The sequence below is a fragment of the Quadrisphaera setariae genome (assembly GCF_008041935.1).
Taxonomy (GTDB): domain Bacteria; phylum Actinomycetota; class Actinomycetes; order Actinomycetales; family Quadrisphaeraceae; genus Quadrisphaera; species Quadrisphaera setariae.
Genome location: NZ_VKAC01000008.1, coordinates 176,397 through 194,937, shown reverse-complemented (window position 1 = coordinate 194,937; position 18,541 = coordinate 176,397). Strand labels below are relative to the sequence as shown.

Annotated in this window: 17 protein-coding genes; 10 read left to right on the top strand and 7 right to left on the bottom strand. The window is 75.9% G+C overall.

Going from position 1 to position 18,541, the window contains the following annotated elements; genetic code table 11:
* The first annotated feature begins 57 nt into the window (after positions 1–57).
* Genes FMM08_RS14755 through FMM08_RS14745 form a run of 3 tightly spaced genes read left to right on the top strand, consistent with a single transcriptional unit; the run spans position 58 to position 2,887 of the window.
* Complete coding sequence (locus FMM08_RS14755) at positions 58–744, top strand: RraA family protein (protein WP_222710804.1); 687 nt, start codon at positions 58–60, stop codon at positions 742–744.
* 5 nt (positions 745–749) lie between these two features.
* Positions 750–1,556, top strand: coding sequence for an enoyl-CoA hydratase-related protein (locus FMM08_RS14750; protein ID WP_147927125.1), 807 nt, complete (start codon positions 750–752; stop codon positions 1,554–1,556).
* 26 nt (positions 1,557–1,582) lie between these two features.
* Positions 1,583–2,887 carry an alpha/beta fold hydrolase gene (locus FMM08_RS14745; RefSeq protein ID WP_147927124.1) on the top strand — a complete coding sequence of 435 codons (1,305 nt, stop codon included), beginning with the start codon at positions 1,583–1,585 and terminating at the stop codon, positions 2,885–2,887.
* Between the two features lie 107 nt (positions 2,888–2,994).
* On the opposite strand, the gene FMM08_RS14740 is transcribed toward FMM08_RS14745, so the two are convergent.
* The 3 genes from FMM08_RS14740 to FMM08_RS14730 form a co-directional block, all read right to left on the bottom strand.
* On the bottom strand, positions 2,995–4,320 hold the full coding sequence (locus tag FMM08_RS14740) for a glycosyltransferase (RefSeq protein ID WP_147927197.1): 1,326 nt from the start codon (positions 4,318–4,320) through the stop codon (positions 2,995–2,997).
* A 108-nt stretch (positions 4,321–4,428) separates the two neighbouring features.
* Complete coding sequence (locus FMM08_RS14735) at positions 4,429–6,735, bottom strand: glycoside hydrolase domain-containing protein (protein ID WP_187279776.1); 2,307 nt, start codon at positions 6,733–6,735, stop codon at positions 4,429–4,431.
* A gap of 69 nt (positions 6,736–6,804) precedes the next feature.
* Positions 6,805–8,568, bottom strand: a complete 1,764-nt coding sequence (locus FMM08_RS14730; RefSeq protein WP_222710801.1) for a cation:proton antiporter — start codon at positions 8,566–8,568, stop codon at positions 6,805–6,807.
* A gap of 140 nt (positions 8,569–8,708) precedes the next feature.
* On the opposite strand from FMM08_RS14730, the gene FMM08_RS14725 reads away from it, so the two are divergent.
* The gene (locus tag FMM08_RS14725) at positions 8,709–10,277 is read left to right on the top strand and encodes a glycosyltransferase family 39 protein (RefSeq protein ID WP_147927123.1); all 1,569 of its coding nucleotides are present in this window, start codon (positions 8,709–8,711) and stop codon (positions 10,275–10,277) included.
* Positions 10,278–10,297: 20 nt separating this feature from the next.
* Positions 10,298–11,050: a class I SAM-dependent methyltransferase gene (locus tag FMM08_RS14720; protein ID WP_147927122.1), complete on the top strand. Its 753-nt coding sequence runs from the start codon at positions 10,298–10,300 to the stop codon at positions 11,048–11,050.
* Between the two features lie 19 nt (positions 11,051–11,069).
* Here the strand turns inward: FMM08_RS14720 and FMM08_RS14715 are convergent, their stop codons facing one another.
* Together FMM08_RS14715 and FMM08_RS14710 are read right to left on the bottom strand one after the other, a co-directional pair.
* On the bottom strand, positions 11,070–11,435 hold the full coding sequence (locus FMM08_RS14715) for a nucleotide pyrophosphohydrolase (protein WP_147927121.1): 366 nt from the start codon (positions 11,433–11,435) through the stop codon (positions 11,070–11,072).
* A gap of 45 nt (positions 11,436–11,480) precedes the next feature.
* A complete protein-coding gene (locus FMM08_RS14710) occupies positions 11,481–12,479 on the bottom strand; it encodes a hypothetical protein (RefSeq protein WP_147927120.1) in 999 nt (332 codons plus the stop codon).
* Between the two features lie 86 nt (positions 12,480–12,565).
* Here FMM08_RS14710 and FMM08_RS14705 point away from each other — a divergent pair, with 86 nt between their 5' ends.
* The 4 genes from FMM08_RS14705 to FMM08_RS14690 all read left to right on the top strand — a co-directional run bounded on the left by FMM08_RS14705 (position 12,566) and on the right by FMM08_RS14690 (position 15,312).
* Positions 12,566–13,132 carry an RNA polymerase sigma factor gene (locus tag FMM08_RS14705; RefSeq protein ID WP_147927119.1) on the top strand — a complete coding sequence of 189 codons (567 nt, stop codon included), beginning with the start codon at positions 12,566–12,568 and terminating at the stop codon, positions 13,130–13,132.
* Positions 13,129–14,247: a CU044_5270 family protein gene (locus tag FMM08_RS14700; protein ID WP_147927118.1), complete on the top strand. Its 1,119-nt coding sequence runs from the start codon at positions 13,129–13,131 to the stop codon at positions 14,245–14,247. The genes FMM08_RS14705 and FMM08_RS14700 overlap by 4 nt, the downstream gene beginning before the upstream one ends.
* An 83-nt stretch (positions 14,248–14,330) precedes the next feature.
* Positions 14,331–14,774, top strand: coding sequence for a DUF6518 family protein (locus FMM08_RS14695; protein ID WP_147927117.1), 444 nt, complete (start codon positions 14,331–14,333; stop codon positions 14,772–14,774).
* Positions 14,775–15,120: 346 nt separating this feature from the next.
* A complete protein-coding gene (locus FMM08_RS14690; protein ID WP_147927116.1) occupies positions 15,121–15,312 on the top strand; it encodes a hypothetical protein in 192 nt (63 codons plus the stop codon).
* Positions 15,313–15,342: 30 nt separating this feature from the next.
* Here FMM08_RS14690 and FMM08_RS14685 read toward each other — a convergent pair whose 3' ends face one another.
* Positions 15,343–16,419, bottom strand: coding sequence for a hypothetical protein (locus FMM08_RS14685; protein WP_147927115.1), 1,077 nt, complete (start codon positions 16,417–16,419; stop codon positions 15,343–15,345).
* A gap of 55 nt (positions 16,420–16,474) precedes the next feature.
* Positions 16,475–17,977, bottom strand: a complete 1,503-nt coding sequence (locus FMM08_RS14680) for a cell wall-binding repeat-containing protein (RefSeq protein WP_147927114.1) — start codon at positions 17,975–17,977, stop codon at positions 16,475–16,477.
* A 121-nt stretch (positions 17,978–18,098) separates the two neighbouring features.
* On the opposite strand from FMM08_RS14680, the gene FMM08_RS14675 reads away from it, so the two are divergent.
* The gene (locus FMM08_RS14675; protein ID WP_147927113.1) at positions 18,099–18,407 is read left to right on the top strand and encodes an antibiotic biosynthesis monooxygenase family protein; all 309 of its coding nucleotides are present in this window, start codon (positions 18,099–18,101) and stop codon (positions 18,405–18,407) included.
* Positions 18,408–18,541 lie beyond the last annotated feature (134 nt).

Sequence of the window (18,541 nt, the reverse complement as noted above, 5' to 3'; positions counted from 1 at the left end):
GGCGCGTCGCCGACTGACGGACCGACAGACCGACCGATCACATCGAAGAGGAGTGACGTGGCTGACGAGATCGCCCAGCTGTTCGAGGGCCTGCGCGTGGCGGACGTGCGCGACGGGCTCGACTGGATCGGCATGCCCAACAAGGGCAGCGTCGACAGGTCGATCATGCCGATCGCCGAGGGGATGAGGTTCTGCGGTCCGGCGTTCACCGTGCGCTCCCGCGTCACGCAGAAGCAGGTGCCGCAGATCACCGGTGACGAGTACACCGAGTGGGCGCGGAACTACTGGTACAAGGAGGTCCAGATCCAGCCGTGGGACTCCGAGCTGCAGCAGGGCGACATCGTCGTGCTGGAGTCGCCCGACGCCGCGTGCGGCGAGATCGGCTCGTACAACTCCCTCGACATGCATACCAAGGGCGCCGCCGCCGTGGTGACCTCCGGCGGCGCGCGAGACCGCGACGAGTGCATCGCCCAGGGCGTGCCGGTCTTCGCCCGGTGGCGCAACCAGGCCATGACGCAGGGCCGCGTGGAGTACGAGACGTACGGCGTGCCCGTGACCATCGGCAACGTGCAGATCAAGCCCGGCGACATCGTCGTGGGGGACGGCGACGGCGTGGTGGCGGTGCCCCGCGAGCACGCCGAGCTGGTGGCCAAGTACGCGCGGCAGGAGAACGAGAACGACAAGAAGGGCCGCGCCGCGCTGTACGCCCGGCTCGGCTGGGAGCTCGACGAGAGCACCCGCTGACGCCGATGTCCACCGAGGGCGGGGCGGGGGCGGTGCTGCTGGAGCGCAAGGGAGGGCTGGCGCGACTGGTCATCTCCAACCCGGCAGCACGAGGAGCGTTCACCGAGGCGATGTACGCCCAGCTGCGCGACCACTGCCTCGCCCTGCGCCAGGACGCGTCCGTCCGCCTGGTCAGCGTGACCGGGCGCGACGGCGCGTTCGCCGCCGGCACCGACGTCGCCGACCTGGTCGAGATCCGCACGGGGGAGGACGGCGTCGCGTACGAGCGGCACGTCGTCGAGGTGCTCGACGCCGTCCGCGCCCTGCGGGTCCCGGTGCTGGCCCTCGTCGACGGCCCGGCCGTCGGCGGGGGCCTCGCCGTGGTCGCGTGCTGCGACGTGGTCGTGGCCACACCGGCGTCGCGGTTCGGGGCGCCGGTGGCGCGCACGCTCGGCAACTGCGTCTCACCGGGCACGACCGCGCGGCTGCGCGCGTCCCTGGGACGGGCGCTGACGAGCGAGCTGCTGCTCACCGGTCGGCTCGCGACCGCGGAGGAGGTGCGGGCAGCGGGGCTCGTGTCGCGGGTCGTCGAGCCCTCCGAGCTGGTGGCGGTGGAGGCGGAGCTGCTCGCGGCGGTGTCGCGGTGCGCGCCGCACGCCGTGGCGGCGGCCAAGGAGATCGGGGCTCGCCTCGACGACGCCGCCGTGGTCGGCGCGGGCGGCTGGCCCGTGGACGCCGACGACGTCTACGCCGCCGTCTACTCCCACCCCGACTTCCACGAGGGCGTCGCGGCGTTCCTCGAGCACCGCCGCCCCCGCTGGTCGACCCCCTGACCCCGCGGGTGCGGCAGGGTGGGCGGATGGCTGCACCGGACCTGCGCACCGTCGAGCTGCACCTGCCCGGGCTGCGGGTGCTCGAGCACGAGCTCGACGTGCCCCTCGACCACTCAGCGCCCCACGGTCCCGCCGCCGCGTCGCTCACGCTGTTCGCCCGCGAGGTGTCCGCCGCCGGCGACGGCCCCGACAAGCCGGCGCTGCTGTTCCTCCAGGGCGGCCCCGGCCAGGAGGCCACCCGCCCGGCCGGCGCCCCCCTGACCAGCGGCTGGATGGTCCGGGCGCTGCGCGACTTCCGCCTCGTGCTGCTCGACCAGCGCGGCACCGGCCGCTCCACGCCCGTCGGCGACCTGTCCGGCCTGACGCCGCAGCAGCAGGCCGACCACCTGGCGCTCTTCCGCGCCGACAGCATCGTCAGCGACGCCGAGCTGCTCCGCGAGGCCCTCGGCCTGGACCGCTGGAGCCTGCTCGGGCAGAGCTTCGGGGGGTTCTGCGCCCTCACCTACCTCTCCCGCGCCCCGCAGTCGCTGCGGTCGGTGCACGTCACCGGCGGCCTGCCGGCCGTCGGGATGCACCCCGACGAGGTCTACGCCGCGACGTGGGCGCAGATGCGCGTGCTCTCCGCGAGGTACCACGAGCGGTACCCGCACGACCTCGAGCGGCTGCGCCAGCTGCACGCCCGCCTCACCACCGAGGAGACCAGGACGACGACGGGCGACCGCATCACGTCGCGCACGCTGCGCGCCGCCGGCCACGGCCTGGGGATGAGCGACGGCGCCGACGTGCTCCACGCGCTGCTCGAGCGGCCCGTCGGCTCCCCGGCGTTCCGCGCGGACGCCGCCGACCCGCTGGGCCTGGCCCGCAACCCGCTCTACCTGCTCGTGCACGAGGCCTGCTACGCCGACGGCGCCACCACGGCGTGGTCGGCCGAGCGCACCCGTCCCGACGACTTCCGCGACCCCGCCGAGGGCGGTGACCCGGCGCTGCTGTCCGGCGAGCACGTCGGCGACTGGTTGCTCGACCCCGAGCGCGGCGGCGTCGGCGCACTCGCGCCGGTCTCCGACGCGGCGCGGCTGCTCGCCGACCGGCAGTGGCCCCGCCTGTACGACCCGGCCGTCCTCGACGGCGTCGCCCGCGGGTCCGACGGCGTGCCGGTGGCCGCGGCCGTCTACCTCGACGACCCGTACGTGCTCGCCGCCCACTCCCGCGCCACGGCGTCGCTGCTCGGCGCTCGCACGTGGGTGACGGACGAGCTGCTCCACAACGGGCTGCGCGCCGACGGCGACCGCGTGCTGTCGCGCCTGTTCGACATGACCTCCGGGCGCCTCTGACCGCTCATGACCCAGCGTTGTGATGCGGAGGTGCACGATCGTCGCGGAGGGGGCTGACCTCCCCCTCCGCCACGGTCGTGCGGCTGAGCGCCAGGTGCGGCGCCCGGTCAGAGGGGAGCGCCCTCACGGGGGAGGTCGACGACCTGGTGCTGCTGCTCGAGCACCGGCTGGTCGTCGGGGAGCATCTCGTCGAAGACCCGGAGCCTGTCGAAGCGCAGCGCGTGCTCGCGGGCGCGCTGCTCCAGCTCCAGCCGCTCCACCTCGCCCATGTCGAGCACGGCCCTGTCGATCATCGCCGTGAGCCCGGCCACGTCGCCCGGCTCGATGATGAGCGCGGTGTCGCCGACCGCCTCGCCGGTGCCGCCCACGAGCGTGGTGATGACCGGCCCGCCCCCGGCGAGCATCTTCTCCGTCAGCGCGATGCCGAAGGTCTCCACGAACTCCGGCACCGGCTTGGTCGGCAGGGCGTAGGCCGCGCAGCCCCGCATGAGCAGCGGCTTCTCGGCGTCGGAGACGTCGGTGAGCAGGAGGATCCGCTCGTCGTCCCCCTCGACCTCCGCGATCTGCGCCCGCGCCGCCTCGACGGCGTTGCCGGCCCCCGCGATGACCAGCTTCTTCGTGGCCGAGGTGCGCGAGGCGCGGTAGGCGCTGATGAGGTCGTCCACGCCCTTGGCGCGGGTGATGCGCGACAGGAACAGCACGTACCCGTCGCGCTCCAGCCCGCGGGCCGCCAGCGCGGCGTCGACGGCGGCCGGGTCGAGGCCGAGGAAGGCCGAGGTGTCGATCGGCGGGTAGCTGATCCGCACCCGCTCGGTGAGCTCGGCGGCGAACCGGGTCCCGGTGAGGGCGTCGACCTGCTCGGCCCAGCGCACCACCTCCTCCTTGGTGAAGTCCGACACCGCGAGCAGGTCGTCGTTCTGGAGGTAGGTCGACAGCACCACCGCCGCGGCGCCCCACGCGCCGGTGCGCAGCGCGTTGGACACCACGTTGGTGATGTCGGAACCGACGGCCTTGGCCATCGTGCGCACGTCCGGGGCGAAGCCCGCCACGCGCGCCCCCGCCACCGCCTGCACGACGACGTCGGTGTGCGGCGTGAGGTACATCGACAGCACCACGGTGGGCACGCCCTCGGCCAGCAGCTCCACGAGGCGCCCGGCGAGCCCGGCGATGTAGCGGCCGTCCGGCACGCGGTTGTCGCCGATCGGGTCCGGGCGCTCCACGGTGATGCCGGGCGAGTACGGCAGCAGCGCGTCCAGCGGCTTCAGCGGCAGCCCCGCCGCCTGCAGGGCCTCCAGCGGCCAGGTGAGGATCCGGACATCGTCGAAGCCGCGCAGCAGCGCCGCCTCGGCGAGGTTGCGGGCCTCCCCGGAGTGGCCGCAGATGACCGGGTCGGCGCGGACCAGGATGACGAGACGGCGCTCGGGCTTGCTCATGCCGGTCATGAGGTCCTCCTCAGGTGTGGATGCTTCGGACGGGTGGAGCACCGGCCCCGGTGGGGCCAGGACGGTGGGACGGGCAGAGCCGTCGCAGGGAGAGCGGCCTCAGCGGGGCCGTGCGGCCGGCGAGGGCGGCCGCACGGCGCGCCCGTAGCCGTTCGGCTCGTCACCGAGGTGGAGCACCAGCCGTCCGCCGCGGTGCACCCGCGCCATCGACAGGTGCGGTCCGGGCAGCGGCTCGCCGTCGAGCGTCGCCGACAGCAGGTGCTGCGGTCTGGACGACGCGGCCGCCGACGCGGCCGGGGCGTCGGGGTCGAACCGATCGTCAGAGCTGATGGGCTGCTCGCGGTGACCGACCGCCTCCACGACCAGCTCGCCGTCGGGGACGGACAGCACGGCCCGCTCGAAGGAGGGCGCCGACAGCAGGAACAGGTCGAGCCCGGCCACCGGGAACAGGCCCAGGGAGGCCCACACGTACCAGGACGACAGGCCGCCGGAGTCGTCGTTGCCGGGCAGCCCGCCGCGGCCGGTCCCGAACTGGTGGGTGAGCGCCGCGTGCACCACCTGCGCGGTGCGGTCGGGCCGGCCCGCCCAGTGGTAGGCCCACGGGGCCTCCATGTCGGGCTCGTTGTTGAGGCCCTCGAACCGGTTGAGGGCGTAGCCCGCGGCCATCTCCGCGGCGTTCGGGCGCAGCCCGGGCTGGCGCACCGCCGGTGCCCCGAACCCGAAGAAGCTGTCGAGCATCCCCGTGAACGCCGCGTCGCCGCCGGCCAGCGCGATCCGGCCCGCCATGTCGTGGAGCAGCCGGAACGAGTAGTTCCACTTGCCGCCCTCGTAGAACTCCGAGTCGCGCAGCAGCCCGGTGCTCGCGTCGAAGGCGTTCACCCACCGCAGCGAGCGCGCCGCGAGGTCCTCCGCGAGGCGGTGGTCGCCCACGGCCCGCGCCACCTTCGCGGTGCAGTGGTGGGCGAAGGCCAGGTCGAGGGTGTGCGAGATCGGGTGCACCACGCCGTTGTCGATGAACATCTCGCCGTAGCCGCGGCGCAGGTCGTCGTCCATGTGCACCAGCGCCCACGACCAGTCGATCGGGGCGAGGTCCACCGCGTGCGCGTCGGCCAGGGCCGTGTGCGCCAGCGCGCTCGCCTGCCGGAAGAACCTGTCCGCGCCGCGGGCCATCCGGTAGCCGATGGGGAAGTTGCCCTCCTCCTCGCTGACCCTGATGAGCGACTCCAGCAGGTCCGCCGCCCGCCCGGGCGCGATCGCCGCGAGCAGCGGCACCTGGGTCTTGTAGATGTCCCACATCGTGGAGATGTCGAACGCGAAGGGGCCGTCCGAGGGCCAGAACGGGCTCTCGTCGTCGGCGATGCACGGCTTGATGAGCGAGTGGTAGGTCGCCGTCGCCATGACCGTGCGGCGCGCGGGGGTGCCGCCCTCCACCGCCACCCGGCCCACGTGGTCGGCCCAGCTGGCCCGGGTGCGCTCGCGGACGGCGTCGAAGACCGGCTCGCCCGGGGCGCCGGGCAGCCGCGAGGCCCGCTCGGCCTCGAGGTTGGCCCGGGCCTGCTCCACCCCGCGCAGCGAGAAGCCGATCCGCACCTCCACGGTCTGGCCCGCGCGGGCGGGACCCATGAAGAGCAGGCCGAACGGGCGCAGCGTGGTCTGGCGGATCCTGTCGAAGTCGAGCCGGGTGCCGCCCTCGATGAGCCGGCGGTCGTGCCAGAGCATCGGGCGCCACGGCGCGGAGTGCCGCGCGGGGCCCGACAGCCCCGGCACGTCGGTGTCGACCTCGAGGGCGAAGGAGAGCGGAACGCCCTCCACCACGATGGTGCCCTGCGCGCGGCCCTGGCCGAGGTTCTCGACCTGGGCCCGCAGGGGGACGGTCCGGCCGTGCTCGATGGCCAGGCCGCCGCAGGAGGCGTCGACGACGACGCGCGCCGAGCGGTGCGCGGGGAACGTGTACCGGTGGACCGCGGTCTTGGGCCCGACGGTCAGCTCGCAGCGGATGCCGGAGTCGAGCGTGGCGGCGTAGTAGCCGGCCTCGGCGACCTCCTCGGACAGGTCCCAGCTCTGCCCGAGGTCGTCCAGGGGCTGCACCATCGGCGTGACCCGCAGGTAGTTGTAGTACTTGCGGATGGCGCCGGTGCCCGACTGCTGGAAGTGCGTGAAGCCGGAGGCCTGCAGCGAGGCGAAGACCTCGCTGGGCAGCCCCTCGAGGCTCTTGTCGTACTGGCCGTACCCCGTGGGGTAGGCGCCGGAGTAGGCGCAGGCGCTGACCATGCCCAGCGGACTGGTCGCGCCGGGGTGGGTGTTGCCCACCTGCGGCTTGGGCCACCACCACGCAGCAGCCAGACCGCGTGGCGCCGGCAACCGGGTAGCCGCGGTCCCGACGAAGGGATCGATCTCGGTGAAGATGGCGAGAACCTAGCGGCACCGCGGGGTCGTCCGTGTGTCATCTGTGTGAACTGTGGACGGGCTCGCTCGTCAGTGCGCGCCGCCGTCGCGCAGGGTCAGGCTGATCTCGTCGGCGTCCACCACGTCGAGGGCGCGGGAGAGCGCCTCGGCGTCGAACGAGCCCTCGTCGCGGGCGTCCAGCAGCGCGTCGCGCTGGGCGCGCAGCTGCAGCAGCCGGGCCTGCCGCGGCGGGGTGCCGTCCGGCACCACGGCGGCGCGTCCCGCGTCGGCGACCAGCTGCACCAGCGCCGCCTGCTGCTCCGCCACCTCCGCCTCGCCGCGCGGGCGCGTGGACCCGACGGCCAGCACCACCCGGCGCAGCGTGAGGCCCTGCAGCAGCAGGGACCCGGCGGCCACCAGGTAGGCCACCAGCACCAGCAGCTCGCGCTGCGGGGCGTCCTCCGGGAGCGTCTGCGCCGCGGCCACCGTGACGGCGCCGCGCATGCCCGCCCAGACCACCACCACGCCCTCGCGCCACCCGAGGGGCTCGTCGAGCAGGTAGTCGAGGTCGGCCCGCACGCGCCGCAGCCGGGTGGTGATCCTCGAGACGGCCTCCTCGGTGACGGGGCGGCGCTGCGCCGCCCGCCACGCCCCCCTCAGACCGCCCCGCCGCAGGCCGCCCCGCACGCGCCCCGCGGGGCCGTCGAGGGCCCGGCGCGCGGTGATGGCGGCGGCCACCTCCGCCGGGGTGCGGTCCTCGAAGCGCCGCGCGACGGCGCTGAACCGCTCCCGCGCGAGCTGCCGGCGGTCGCGACGCCGGTGCGACAGCGCGAGCAGGCCCGCCACGAACAGCGCGCGGACCGCCAGGACGGCGGCGAGGGCGGCCGCGGCGACGAGGGCCGCGCGCCCCAGCCCGAGCTCCCCGACCCCGCCGGCCGTGTCGGGGTCGGCGGCCACCGCCTCGAGCACCGCCGGCAGCTCCAGCCCCATGAGCAGGAAGATGCCGCCCTCCAGCAGCAGCGACGCCGAGCGCCAGGTCTGGGAGTCCGACAGCCGTGCCCGCGGCGTGAGGACGCGGGGCGCGTGGTGGTTGGTCACCAGCCCCGCCACCACGGCCGCGACGAGCCCGGAGCCGCCCAGGTGCTCCACCGGCAGCGAGGCGGCGAAGGGCACCGCGAACGACACGAGCGTGCCGGCGGCGGGGTCGTCCAGCCGCCGGCGCACCACCAGGTCGAGGTGGCCCACCACGAGACCCACGACGACGGCGAGCGCCACCGCCCACGCGAAGTCCCCGACGGCCGAGCCGACCGACGGGTCGGTCGTGCCCAGCGCCGTCCCCGCGGCGGCGACGGCGACGGCGGTGCGCAGCAGCACCAGGGCCGTCGCGTCGTTGAGGAGCCCCTCGCCCTCCAGCAGGGCCACCGCCCGCGGGGAGGCGCCCAGCCCCTTGACGATCGACGTCGCCACCGCGTCCGTGGGGGACACGACGGCCCCGAGGGCCACGCCCCACCAGAAGCCCACGCCGAGCAGCCAGCTGAGCAGAGCGCCCACGGAGACGGCGCTGAGGAGGACGAGGGCCACCGAGAGCCCGCTGATGGCGGAGGCGTCGCGCCGGAAGCCCATCGCGGGCAGCTGGACGGCCGCCGCGTACAGCAGCGGCGGGAGGATCCCCGAGAGCACCAGCTCGGGCTCCACCTGGACCGCCGGGACCCCCGGCAGCGCCGCGACCGCCGCGCCCAGCGCCACCAGCAGCAGGGGTGAGGCCACGCGCAGCCGCTCGGACAGGGCGGCGGACAGGCCCACCACCAGCAGCAGGAGCAGCAGGACGAGCTCGGGCGGGACCGGCAGCGTCACGAGCACGGCACTCCCACGAGCACAGCACCCTAGGCGCGCCACGCCGCGCACGCCTCGCTGACCACGGCCGATCACGCCGCCCACCTGGGAAGACGATCACCAGCGCGCTCCTCCCAGGGTTCGCTGGGAGGATCTCGCGTGTGACCGCGCTCCTCGACGACCCGCCCCTGCCGCGGGCCGCCACCGGCCGCAGCCGCCGCGACCTCCGCTCGCGGTGGCTCCCGGTGCTCCTCCCCGCCCTGCTGGCCGCCGCGCTGACCGCCTTCCGCTACGACGCCAAGCCGTTCTGGCGCGACGAGGTCTACACGCTGAGCACCGCCGGCCGCGGCGTCGGCGACATGATGGGCCTGCTGTCCGAGCGCGACGCCGGCCTGGTCGGCTACTACCTGCTGATGCACCCGTGGCTCGCGGTCAGCGAGGCCTCGTGGTGGATCCGCCTGCCGGGCGCGGTGGCCACCGTCGTCCTCGTGGCGCTCACGGCGGTGCTGGCCCGGCGGTTCGCCGGGCCCTGGGGGGCGCTGGTGGCGGGCGCGGTCACCGCTCTGGCACCGGCGGTGTACCTGCACGGCCAGGAGGCCCGCCCGTACCCGATGGCCCTCGCCTGCGTGGTGCTGACCGTGCTGCTCCTGCTGCGGTCGACCCACCGACCGCGCGCGTGGCTGTGGCCGGCGCTCGCGGCGGTGGCGCTGCTCGCGGTGCTCCTGCACCCGCTGGTGACCCTGCCGTCCGTGGGCGCCGCCTTCTTCGCCGTCTGGCTGCGGCCCGGGCGGGCCCGCCGCTGGGCGCTCGTGGCGAGCGCGCTGCCCGCGGGGCTGGTGGGCGTCGGCCTCGTGGCCGCCGGGTCGCTGCAGGCCGCCGAGCGCCCCCCGGCGCCTGCCACGCTGCCGGAGTTCTTCACCTTCTGGCGCCTCGCCAGCGACGTCCCGCAGCTGGGCTGGCCCGTGCTCGCCCTGGCGGTGGTCGGGGCCGTGCTGGTGCTCCGTCGCCGCACGCGGCACGCCCTCGTCCTGGTGCTGTGGGCGCCGATGCCCGTGCTGGCCATCACCACGCTCGGGCTCATGGGCGGCTACTTCAACCAGCGCTACGCCAGCGCCGCCCTGCCCGCCATCGCCGTGCTGGCGGCCGTGGCGCTGACCGCGCTGCCCGCCGGCGCCCGCCGGCTCGCCCGCGGGCGCCGCTGGGCGGGCTGGGTCGCGTCCGCCGCCGTCGTCGCCCTCCTGGCCTGCCTCGTGCCGGCCGGGGTGCACTTCCGGCAGGCCCGCGCCGGCTTCGACGACCCGGCCGGCGCTGCCGAGCAGATCGCCGCGCAGGCGCAGCCCGGCGACGCTGTGGTCTACGTCGGCAACGTCGTGAGGCCCATGGTGGAGGCGTACTACCCGCCGGGCCTGGCCGGCAGCGACCGCCTGGCGGACCCGCTGCTCGTGGCCTCCCCGGAGGACAGCGACACCCTCGGGGGGCTCGAGATCCGCCGCGTCGGCGACAAGGTCGACGCCCTGGCGCCGCACCCGCGGGTGTGGCTGGTCGGCTCGGTGGCCACGGCCACCGACGACCTGGGCCGCACCACCGGCAACGCGCGGGCCGTGATGGACGGGCGGCGGCTGGTCTCCAGCACCGACCACAACTGGCTGCGGGTGGAGCTGTGGGAGACGCCCACCCCCGACACCACCGGTGCTCTCGCGTCGCAGGAGCCTCCGGGCGTGGCGCAGTGAACGAGCCGTACTCTTCTGCGATGCCCTCCAGCGACCACCCGGCCGCTCGGCCCGCGACCTCGGCCGGGTCCTCGCCGGCGCCCGCCGAGCAGCGGCGCTACAACGCCAGCTACGACGAGCAGCCCGAGGCCTACGAGTCCCTGCGCGCCGAGGGGCACATGACCCGGCGCCGGGTCGAGTACTTCGAGGACGTGCTGCGCCGCGTGCCGGGCACCGTGCTCGAGGTGGGCTCCGGCACCGGCACCCTCCTGCGCCGCCTGGCCGGCAACCACCCCGACCGCCGGTTCACCGGGGTGGAGCCGCTGCCCAACTACGTCGACTTCGCCAACGGCCGGTCCAAGGACCTCGGCCTGGAGAACGTCGTCTTCGAGGTCGGCACCGGCGAGGCGCTGCCCGCGAGCGTGGCCGACTCCTCGGTGGACCTGCTCATCAGCGTCGACGCTCTGCACCACGTGGACGACCTCGACGCCGTCATCGCCGAGGCCTCCCGGGCGGCCGCGCCCGGCGCCCGCTGGCGGGCGATGGAGCCCAACCGACTGCACCCCTACGTCTACCTGTGGCACACCGTGACCGCGGGGGAGCGCACGTTCGACGCGGGTGACTTCGTGCGCCGCGCGCGCGCCGCGGGGTGGCGCCTGGTCGGCAAGGACCGCCTCTACATCTTCCCCAGCACCGTCCAGCAGGTGCCGCCGTGGGCCGAGCGCCTCGAGCGCCGCCTGGAGAAGGTGCCCTTCCTGTCCGGGGGGCTCGCGCTCGACCTCGTCAAGGACTGACCTCGCCTCCCAGGCGCCGTCAGAGGTCCGTGTACTTCGCAGCGCTGCCGCGGGCCAGGTGCACCGGGTACTTCTCGGCGTTGGCCGCCAGCTTGTCGGTGAAGGCGCGCTCGACGTCCACCCCCAGGGAGTCGGCGAGCAGCAGCAGGTAGGCCAACACGTCGGAGACCTCCTCCCCGGCGCGCTGGCGCAGCCGCTCCGCGTCGTCACCGGAGGCGGTGGCGATCTGGGCCGCCTCGGCGTCGGTGAGCCACTGCAGCAGCTCGGCCACCTCGCCGACCTCCCCGACCAGCGCCAGCGCCAGGTTGCGCGGGGTGTTGAACCGCTGCCACTCCCGCTCTGCGGAGAAGTCGCGCAGCAGCTGCTGCAGCTCGCTCACGTGCACGTCGCCATCATCTGCCGTCACCGACCGTCATGGTCGGGGCCCGGCTCAGAAGCCGCCCCGGTCGCACACCGGTCCGCGCAGGGACCCCTCGCACTCCACCACCCGCGCCGCCCAGCGGACGGTGCCGGGCGGGCCGGGCGCGTCGACGTCCACCCGCACCGGGCCACCGTCGCCGGTGAACCGCCGGAAGGCGGGCGTGGTCGAGCAGTCGAGGCGCTCCGCGTCGCCGTCCACCGCCAGCGCCGCGGTCGGGTCCGCGGCCAGACCGCCGGCGTCGGGCGCGCCCACGCACGCCAGCACCACGGCGTAGGTGGCGCCGTCCTGCGTGAGGAACACCGGCAGGCGCCCGTCGGTGGTGCCGGTCTGCACCGGCACCACGGGCCGGGCCGTGACGGACGCGACGGCGTCGGAGGCCACCCGCTGCGCGGTCCGCTCGTCCACCCAGAGCCCCGCGGCCAGCCGCACGTACCCCTGCCGGGCCAGGCCGTCGGTGTCGAGCCCGTCCGGCACGAGGGTCGCGGCCACCCCGTCGCCGTCCGGCAGCGCGACCCCGCGGGTGGCGGCCTCGGTGGTGCTCACGCACTTCCCGCCGAGGCGGACCGGCTGCCCGGGGGGCCGCACCACCAGGCACACACCGCCGCCGCTGTCCTCGGCCACCCAGAACAGCAGGTCGGTCGTCGCCGCGACCAGGTGCGCCGTGCCGGGCACCACCCCCAGCCCCGCCCGCGCCTGCTGCTCGGGGAACCCGTCGCCGGCACCGGCGGCCTGGCCGGTCTCGAGCACCGGGAACAGCTCGGCGGCCGTGGCCGACCCGTCCAGCGGCGGGCCCTGCTCCTGCCGCACCCAGGCCTGGCGCGCCACCCCCGCCGCGAGGAGGACGACGACGGCGACGCCGGCCGCGAGGAGCCGCCGGCGTCGCCGCCGCGCGCTGGCCCGGCGAGGGACGACGGGGCGCGGGCCGGGCGGTTCCGGCTGGTCGGCCTCGTCGAGGTCGGCGTCGAGGTCGACGTCGAGCTCCTCGACGCCGTCCCGGGGGCCCACCACGCCCGCCATCCTCACCCCGCGGCGCGCGCACTGCCCTCCGGCGAGGAGCCTGTAACGCTCGTGGACGTGCCGGACAGTCCAGGGGTGTGACCGAAGAGGAGTTCGGCGGTCTCTTCGCCGACCACTACGGCGCGGTGCTCGGCTACGGCCTGCGCCGCGTCGACGCGGCGACCGCGCACGACGTGGCCGCCGAGGTGTTCGTCGTCGCCTGGAGACGCCTGGGCGCCGTGCCCGAGCATCCGCGGAGCTGGCTGCTCGCCGTCGCTCGCCGCGTGCTGGCGAACGAGCTGCGGCGGCGCCAGCGGCTGGACCGGCTGCACCAGCGCCTGGCCGAGACGCACGGCGACGTCCCACCCGTCGTGGTGGGCGAACCGGCGGACGAGCGGCTGGCGCAGGCGCTGGCACGGTTGCGCCCGTCCGACCAGGAGGTCCTCCGCCTCGTCGGCTGGGAGGAGCTCGACGCCGGGGAGGCCGCGGAGGTGCTCGGCTGCTCGCGCGCGGCGTTCCGGGTGCGGCTCCACCGGGCTCGCCGCCGACTCGAGGAGCAGCTGCGAGAACTCGGGCCGGAGGCGACCGGTCCTGGCCGTCCTCTCGTCGACCCCGTCCTCACGCCGCAGCAGACCGCGCCAGCCCAGCAGAGGAGCCCCCGATGAGCACGGCCGCCGCCACCCTCCTCCAGGCCCGGGACCTGGTGCGCCACAGCAACCCCGTGCCGCACGCCGCCCTGCGCGACGCCAGTGCCTCGCCCGCAGCGCAGGCCCTGCTGCGGGACATCACCTCCGGCCAGCGGGGTCCCCTCCTCACCGCCGCGGCCCTCGCGCCGGCCCCAGCCCGGCAGGCCGGGCCCGGGCGGCGCTGGGTGCTCGCCGGCGCCGCCGTCGCGGGGCTGACGGCGGCAGGGGTGCTCGTGCGGCTGCCGGGCAGCGGTACCGCGGTCGCCGAAGTGCCACCGGTGCTGCCCTACGCCCTGCCGCAGGGGCAGCCGGCGGGTCCGGTCCTGGAGCGCATCGCCGCCGCAGCGGAAGCCCTGCCCGCCTCGAAGCGGAGGCGCTACGCGTACGTCCGCACGGACGGCTGGTACCTCAGCACCGCGGTCGCGGGGGGAGCGTCGACGTCTGCGCTGGCCTCGACCCAGTCCGAGACGTGGACGGCGGCCGACGGGCGCGGGCGGTCCCGGCAGGTCCGAGGACCTGTCGAGGTCGGCATTGTCGGCAGCCGGGAGACCCTCGACGCAGTGCTCGGCCCTCCGGACGGTGGTGGCGACGGCGTCAGCGAGCGGGTCTTCGGCGAGGACGGTCTCACGCTCTTCCCGCCGGTCGACGTCGCGACGCTGCCCTGGGCAGACCCGCAGGCCTGGGCCGATGCCGTGCACCGGCACCATGGCACAGGCATCCCCGTGCCCGTTGACGTGGTCGAAGGGGTGCCGGCGCTCTTCGGCGAACAGCCGCTCCAGCCCGCCGACAGGGCCCGCACCTGGCGCCTGGTCGCCTCCCTGCCCGGCGTGGCGGACCGCGGTCCGACCACCGACCGGCTCGGGCGGCCCGGCCGGGCCATCACGCTCGACGACGACGGCAGCGCCCACGGCCTGCCCGTGCAGCACCTGCTCGTCGTCGACGAGGTGACGGGGCAGCTGCTCGAGGCCGACCAGGTGCTCACCACCGACGCCGGGGAGCTGGGCCTCACCCTGCCCGCGGTGCAGGAGATCACGGTGGTCGTGTCCGCAGGCTGGGTGGACGACGACGAGCAGCGTCCGGCTGCCACCTCGTGAGGGCGCTCGGGGAGGCCCTCACCCCCAGCGCCGACGCCGCTGTCCTTGCCGCTGTCCTTCCACCCGAGGCGAGAGGGGCGAGCGTGCGCACCGCCGTCGCCGTCGGGCTGGTCGCGGGGGTGGTGAGCTTCGCCGTCCACGACGCCCTGCCCGCGCTGTGGGACCGGCTCGGCGACTCCGCCGCCCTGTGGTGCCTGCTCACCTGGTGGGTCGGGCAGCGCGTGCGGCCGCTGTCCCTGCTGTGGGCGGGGCTCGTGGGGCTGGTCACCCAGCTGTGCCTGCTCGTCGGCTTCTACGGGTCCCTCGTGGTGCTGGCCGGACGGGGTGACGACCCGCTCCGCGTGCTGCAGTGGATGGGGCTGGCCCTGCTCGCCGGGCCGGCGTTCGGAGCGCTCGGCGCGCTCCGGTGGAGCCGCGGCTGGCCGTCCTCAGCGTCCTCCGCGCTGGTCGGGGCGGCCGTCGCCCTGGAGCTGCTGCTCGGCGTCGTCCCGCTGCTGGTGGGTGCGCTGCGCCCGCCGGAGCCGTAAGTCCAGTGGATCCTGCCGACGGGGGATGACCTCTGGTGGTGCGCTGGCGCGGCGGCGCTGGGGTCGGGGGTCGCTGCCCTCGGAGCACCGCGTGGTCGGCGGGTCCGGTCCACGATGCTGGCCGTCGTCGTCGTGGTGGTCTGCGTGTCGTCGCTGGCGGTCCGGGTGGCGGCGTCGATGGGCATCTGGAGGTGACGTCCCGCCCGACGCATCGAGACGAGTGCCGACGGGTCGAGGTGGCTCGGGCTGCTGGTGCCTGGCGGAGGTGGCGCCAGGGCGCGTGATCGTCAGCGGTGAGGGCGCCCGGAGCGCCGCCGCGCGGGTGGCGGAGTGCGACCATCGGGCGATGAGCGACGAGCAGGCCCGCGACGCGACCGGCGACGACGGCGCGCGGGCGCGGACCGCGCGGTACGGGGCGCTGCCCCAGAGCCCGGACCCGAGCACGTGGACCACCGACCAGCCCGTCGAGCACGGCCCTGACCCGTCACCGGACCGCTTCGAGGAGCTCCGCAGGAACCTGCTGCTCGGCGGGGCCTGAGCGCAGCGCGGCCGGTGCTCGGGCGGCGGGTCAGCCGCAGGCCAGCGCCACCTGCCGCGCCGCCCACGCGGCGACGAGCCCGCCGCTGGAGGACAGCGGCTGCCCTGAGCCGTCGCCGTTGGCGGGCACCAGGTCCACGCGCACGTCCAGCCCGCCCTCCGAGGGGCTGCGGGCCGAGGAGCACCGCGGGTGCAGCGTGACCACTACCGGCAGGTCGCTGCGCGCATGCACGGTCGCGGGGAGGGCGACGTCGGTGGTCGCCCCCAGCCACGGGGTCGCGTCCAGCGCGACGGTGGTCTCCGCGGCGGTCTCGTTGCGGACCTCCATGACCACCGTCCCGTCGTCGCGGGGCGATGTAGAGACCGACAGGGAGCCGTTCGAGGCCGGGTCGCACGCGTAGGCGAGCTGCTGGCCGATGTCCCCCCACCCGAACCCGGAGTCGGCCACCAGGTAGCGGTGCCGCTGCGCCGACCGGGGGTCGTCCGCCACGGCCACGTCGAGGTCGAGCGAGAAGGCCGTCGCGGCCTGCGCGTCCTCAGGAGAGGAGTAGGAGGTCCTCACCGCCGGCGCCCGCGAGCAGTCGACCGCCGCCCGCAGCGTCAGGGTGTTGCTGCCGTCGGGGCCGACCGCCGTCGCCTCCTGAGGGCCGACCAGCTGCAGGAGCGGCTCGGACGTGCCGCGCACCGCCACGTGCACGCCCTCCTCACCGCTGTTCAGCACCTGCACCTGCACTCGGGTGAGCAGCCGGCCCTGCGCGTCGAACTCGGCGGGGTCACCGGTGAAGGCGGACACGACGCTCGCACCGCCCAGCTGCAGGGCGCCGAGCTGCTCGGCCCGCGCGAGGTCATCAGCCGCCGCCGCCCGGAACTGCCGGCCAGCGGCACCCACCACGACCAGTGCGAGCACCACGACCAGCGCCGGCAGGGTCCACCGCGACCCGAGCCAGCGCGGGCGCTCGCGGAGCTGCCGCGATCGGCCCAGCCGCCCGTCGTCGTCCTCATCGTCGTCGTCGTCGTGCTGGCCGCCGCGGGGGAGCGGCGCGTCCCAGGTCCCGTCGAGGTCGTCGTCGAGGTCGACGAGGTCGTCCTCGACGCGGTCCCGGGCCATCCGCTGACGGTAGGGCCTGCCCAGCGCCGCGCGGGCCAGCTCGGCCTCAGGCGGGTCAGCGGGTGGGGGTGGAGCCGCCCACGACGAGCGCCTCGGCGACCTGGTGCCCGGTGAGCCAGGCGGTGGTCGCGGTGCCCCACCCGGAGGGGCGCACCAGCAGCACCACCTGGCCGGCGGCGCCGGAGACGAGGGCGTCGGCCAGCCGGGCGTCGTCGCCGCTGGCCACGAGCACGCGCTTGGTCGCGACGCCCTTGGCCACCGCGTGGTCGGCCACCGCCGCAGCGGTGCCGTACCGGTCGTCGCCGGAGAGGCGCTGGTCGGCCCCGAGGGCCGTCGCGACGTCCGCCGGCACCGACGCCGCACCACCGACCACCACCACGGTCCGCCCGCTGACGGCGGCCGCCAGGGCGGTGGGCACCTCCGCGGCGCGCGGCGGAGCCAGCAGCACGGGGGCGCCGAGCGCGGCGGCGGTGCCGCCGACGGCGACGGCGTCGGCGAGCGACCCGCTGCCGCGGGCCACGTACGCGGTGGTGCTGCCCGCCAGCTCGGGGCGGGCGGCCACGGCCAGGGCGGTGGCGTACCTGTCGGCGCCCGCGACGCGCGCCACGGACAGGCCCAGGGCCTGCAGCTCGGACACGACCCTCGGGGAGACGCTGGCCTCCCCGCCGACCACCACCACGGACCTGATCGACGGCGTGGCGCGCAGCATCTCCGCCACCGCCGGGGAGAGGCCGCCGGAGGTGGTGAGCAGCAGCGGACCGCCGAGCTTCTTCGCGAGCGGCGCGGCGGGCACGCTGTCCACCAGCCGCTCCCCGGACACGAGCACCGCCGAGGTCGGCGCGCTGGCCACCTTCGCGGCCAGCGCGACGCCGGTGCGGTAGCGGTCATCGCCCTTGACCACGCTCGTGGGCACGGCAGCGCCGGTGGCGGACGGGCTGGCGGAGGGGGACGACGACGGCGACGGCGAGGGGGTGCCCGCCCAGGCGCCGGCGTAGTAGTCGCCGAAGACGACCGTGCCCCACATGCGGCCGGCCCTGTCGTAGGAGATGCCGTAGCCGACCGAGTCGAAGGCGCCGTTGTCGATGTTGGCGCGGTGCCCCGCCGAGCCCATCCACATCTGCTGCATCGCAGCGCCGGAGCCGGAGTTGTAGGCGATGTTCTCCGCGGCGCCGCGCCAGCCCGCGGGCATCGTCCTGCTGTAGTCGTAGGCGGGTTCGGACGTGGAGTGCACCAGAGCGGACCCGCCCGCGCCGCCGTCGGACCTGGCGGCCATCCGGTCGGACCACTTCTGGGCGACGGCGTCGAGGGCGGCCTCGCGGTGGAGCTGGTCCAGGCCCTTGGCGGTGCGCTCGGCCTCGGTGCCCTGCTGGACGGCGGCGATCGCCGCCTGCTGGGCGGCCACCTGGGAGGCGGAGACGTCGGCCAGCACCCCGGCGTGCGCCGGGCCGGCGGTGAGCACGGCGCCCGCCGCCACCGCGCACAGCGTCCCGGCGAGCACGAGCGCCGTGAGGCGCACCTGCGTCGTCGTCGGCGGCGAGGGCGTCGGGGTGGCCTGCACGCCCCGACGCTAGGCACCCGGTGGGGCGGGCGTGGTCGTTTTCGGAGGACCCGCGGGAGGCGCGGGGCGCGCTGCGAGCGATGATCGGACCTCCTGCTCGCCCGCACGTGGAGGTCAGCCCGTGTCCGTCGTCGTCATCAACGCCCTCGACGTCCCCGACGGCGCGGGAGCCGAGGTCGAGCGGCGCTTCGCCGCGCGCAAGCACGCCGTGGACGGCGCCGAGGGCTTCGAGGGCTTCCAGCTGCTGCGCCCGGTGGCGGGGGAGAGCCGGTACTTCGTGGTGACGCAGTGGGCCAGCCGGGAGGCGTTCGAGGCGTGGCGCGACGGCGGCGCCCGGGTCGCGCACAGCGACGGCGACGGCGGCCCCGCCCCGCGGCGTCCCGTGGCCACGGGGTCGACGCTGCTGGAGTTCGAGGTCGTCAAGCTGTGACGCACTGACGCTGCGGCACAGGGCCGGTCCGGGACCGACGCCTCCGGAGGCCGATCGGGCGAGAACGCGCCAGGAGTGGTCCACGGCGCGCTTCGACGGTCAAGGCGGCCCGAGCCGGCGCCGATGCCGAGGAG

Coding starts and splice junctions, on each gene's coding strand:
- FMM08_RS14750 (WP_147927125.1), top strand. CDS start 750: ATGTCCACCGAGGGCGGGGCGGGGGCGGTGCTGCTGGAGCGCAAGGGA.
- FMM08_RS14745 (WP_147927124.1), top strand. CDS start 1,583: ATGGCTGCACCGGACCTGCGCACCGTCGAGCTGCACCTGCCCGGGCTG.
- FMM08_RS14740 (WP_147927197.1), bottom strand. CDS start 4,320: ATGAGCAAGCCCGAGCGCCGTCTCGTCATCCTGGTCCGCGCCGACCCG.
- FMM08_RS14720 (WP_147927122.1), top strand. CDS start 10,298: ATGCCCTCCAGCGACCACCCGGCCGCTCGGCCCGCGACCTCGGCCGGG.
- FMM08_RS14700 (WP_147927118.1), top strand. CDS start 13,129: ATGAGCACGGCCGCCGCCACCCTCCTCCAGGCCCGGGACCTGGTGCGC.
- FMM08_RS14690 (WP_147927116.1), top strand. CDS start 15,121: ATGAGCGACGAGCAGGCCCGCGACGCGACCGGCGACGACGGCGCGCGG.
- FMM08_RS14685 (WP_147927115.1), bottom strand. CDS start 16,419: ATGGCCCGGGACCGCGTCGAGGACGACCTCGTCGACCTCGACGACGAC.